The sequence below is a fragment of the Bradyrhizobium sp. 2TAF36 genome, from assembly GCF_052114925.1.
Taxonomy (GTDB): Bacteria; Pseudomonadota; Alphaproteobacteria; order Rhizobiales; family Xanthobacteraceae; genus Bradyrhizobium; species Bradyrhizobium barranii.
The window spans coordinates 1-2,883 of the sequence record NZ_JBFRFR010000206.1 but is presented as its reverse complement, the minus strand read 5'-3'; the positions used below and the strand labels follow the sequence as shown (position 1 = coordinate 2,883).

Genomic DNA, 2,883 nt, shown 5'->3' with positions numbered 1-2,883 from the left:
TTTTTCGTCCGATGAAAGAATAGCTTTCTGGACATCGATCGAGGATTTGAAGCAGAGGCTAACAAACTCGTCCCATTGCTGGCGGCCGCCGGGGACGTGATCGAGATCGGTCAGATACGCCGGCGGGTCGAATCTGCGCAAAATCGACATGAGTGCTCCTCCGCTATGTGCGGGACATTACCCCATCAGAAACAATGATCCGCTGATGCCGCGTCGCGCCCAAAAATCTGTCCGCAGCCTCAAACGCGTCATCCAAAATCCATGACCGCTGACGCTCTCTCGCCGGGCCGGCCAGCACAAATACGTCGACAAAAATATTATGGTCTTGCGCCAAAGATCGCTGGGCTACTCCCACCCGGCCACTAGAGCCATTCCAATCGATCAGCTATAAGTTGCACACGTCGCTGCCGTTGACAACCGCTTTCCTTTTGAAAACCCGAGCTGTGCAACGTTATCCCGGCGGCGCCATCGCCTCACTCGCGTCGAGGAAAGCGCAGCTTTTCAGAAGCGCGATCCGACGTCGTCCATGACGGAGACACCATGGCTCGTTCACTCTACGCACGGCTCGACCAGCGCTTCGGCACCAGGCCGCCGGCCTTCCAGCGACAACGCGACCTGCAGAACAGGATCGCAAACTTCGCGCAGACATTCGGCGTGAATATCATGTTCGCTCCTGAACGGGCAGACAAGAAGACGCGAGTTGCCGTCGTCGGTGCGGGGTTCGCGGGACTCATGGCCGGCCATACCCTATCGCGCACATGCACGGTCCAGGTTTTCGAGGCGCGCGATCGCGTCGGCGACAGAGTGTGGACCCAATTTCACACATCATCCCACCGCGTGATCGAAGCCGGCGCCGAGTTGATCGGATACAATCACTTAACCTGGCTGCGGCTTGCCAAGCATTTCGGTCTGGGATTGAGCGTGCTCACCACGGAGGAAGCATTCACGTCCCTCAATCTCGATATGCCGCTGTCGCTGGACGGCCAGGTGCTCTCGCCGAAGCAGACCAAGCAAGTCTACGACGAGATGGAGCCGGTGATCGCGAAGATCTGCGCAGAAGCGAGAACGCTGGCCGATCCTTATAAATGCTGGGAAACCCCGCACGCCCACGACCTTGACCGAACGAGCCTGGCGGACTGGATCGAAAAGCAGGATTGCAGCAGGCTTGCGAAGAAGGCGCTCGAGGCCCAGTTCGCCAACACTAACGGCGCCCCCACCCGCCGACAGAGCCTACTGGCCAATCTCGCCGCAATTCGCGGCGGCGCGCTTCATGGCAAGCCCGACGACTACTTTACCCAGTCCGAAACCGTAAAATGCGAACAAGGCAATCAAACGCTCGCATTCAAACTGGCGCAGAGCATCGAAGCGGCAGGTGGCAGCGTCGCAACAAACAGGCCGATAGCACTGATCGATATTCGCGCGGACAAAGTCATTCTCAAGTCCGCAGCGGACGACGAACTTGAATTCGACTATGTCGTATTTGCCGTTCCGCCGAGTCTTTGGCCAACCGCATCATCCCCTTCAGACATCACGATTACTCCTGCCATTCCGCCCGACTTTCACATGTCGATGGGCCTCGCGATCAAGTACCTGAGCGAACTCAAAGGCCGTTTCTGGTTCGGCGGCGGCCTGTCTCCAAACGGCATGTCAGACGCGATCGGAATGACCTGGGACGGCACGGATAATCAGATCCAGATGACAGATCAGTCCGTAAGAGCTCAGCCTGTTCGCCGGAGGTGATGCCGCCAAGGAAGCGATAGAGCTGCTTGGCCGGTCGGGTCAGGGCGAACTGAATGCGTACTACGGGCGCGAGCTGGAAAAACTCTTTGCCGGCTATTCTGGGAATCTGGTGAGCGATCCCACGTTGATCTGCTGGCCCGCCGAACGTTGGACGGGGGCCGGATATTCATGCCCCGCTCCCGGCGAGGTCACCCGCATCGGGCCGTTCCTCAATAGGCCGTTCAACGAGCGGCTTGTGTTTGCGGGTGAGCACTGCTGTTTGCCGTTTTTCGGTTACATGGAAGGTGCATTGCAATCGGGGCTAGCTGCGGCATCGGCCATCACGCGGAACGAGGGCCTCATCTAGCGTTGAGCGCAGCGGCACGACCTGGTCGCTGCGGAAGAACGGGCATGTCGCGGCCGGTTGCAATAATCGGGCGTCAGGCTTCCATCCTTTGCAAATACTGCAAGACAACTTCGCCAGACGTCATGATGTGCTGCTCAATAAAGCCGCTAGGCCTGATCGATCCCAGGCGCATCTTCATCCTCCAAGATCAAACGTGACCTTCCAAATCTGTTTCGAGAATTGAGAAGCTAGCTCGATTACACGGCAGCATTTAGCCGCGAGTGGAGCGCCGCTAGAGAAGCCGTGATCAGTATAGCCTCTTCGGAAATCTTGATCTCTCTGAACACCATCCAAAAAGGTCAAGGCCGCTAGTCACCTTCAACTCAATCACGTCGTTCAACCAGCCGCGAGTGCTTCGCGCACCTTGGAGACGAATCGTTGAGGGTGTCACTGCCCTTAGAATCGCGAAGGACATATCCCCGCGTATACGACAGCTGCGCGAGCGGATCGTGCCCTCAGCGCATCACTAGTGGCTCTGCACAGTGATTTTGACGGGTTGGGTCCGGCGGTCAGATTAGCTCCGGCAGGAGTTTCGGATCAACGAGGACCTCGATGCTGCGGGGCGTCCTTGGCTGCCGTCTGATGAGGCCGGCGCGTTCCAACGTCAGCACCATCTGGTGAACCGTAGGCGGGCTGACGCGGAAATATTCCTGCATGTCGGTTTCGGCCGGGGGCCTGCGATGCAGCCGGGTATAGAGGTGGATAAAAGCCAGATACTGCCCCTGCGTGGGCGTGAAGGGTTTTGTCGAAGGACTCAC

Annotated in this window: 3 protein-coding genes; 2 read left to right on the top strand and 1 reads right to left on the bottom strand. The window is 58.1% G+C overall.

What is annotated here, in order from left to right:
- Positions 1–540: 540 nt before the first annotated feature.
- Positions 541–1,740, top strand: coding sequence for a flavin monoamine oxidase family protein (locus tag AB4Z51_RS44655; protein WP_441499736.1), 1,200 nt, complete (start codon positions 541–543; stop codon positions 1,738–1,740).
- Complete coding sequence (locus tag AB4Z51_RS44650; protein ID WP_441499737.1) at positions 1,724–2,086, top strand: FAD-dependent oxidoreductase; 363 nt, start codon at positions 1,724–1,726, stop codon at positions 2,084–2,086. Before AB4Z51_RS44655 ends, AB4Z51_RS44650 begins: the two co-directional genes overlap by 17 nt.
- A 548-nt stretch (positions 2,087–2,634) precedes the next feature.
- Here the strand turns inward: AB4Z51_RS44650 and AB4Z51_RS44645 are convergent.
- Complete coding sequence (locus AB4Z51_RS44645; protein ID WP_441499735.1) at positions 2,635–2,883, bottom strand: LexA family protein; 249 nt, start codon at positions 2,881–2,883, stop codon at positions 2,635–2,637.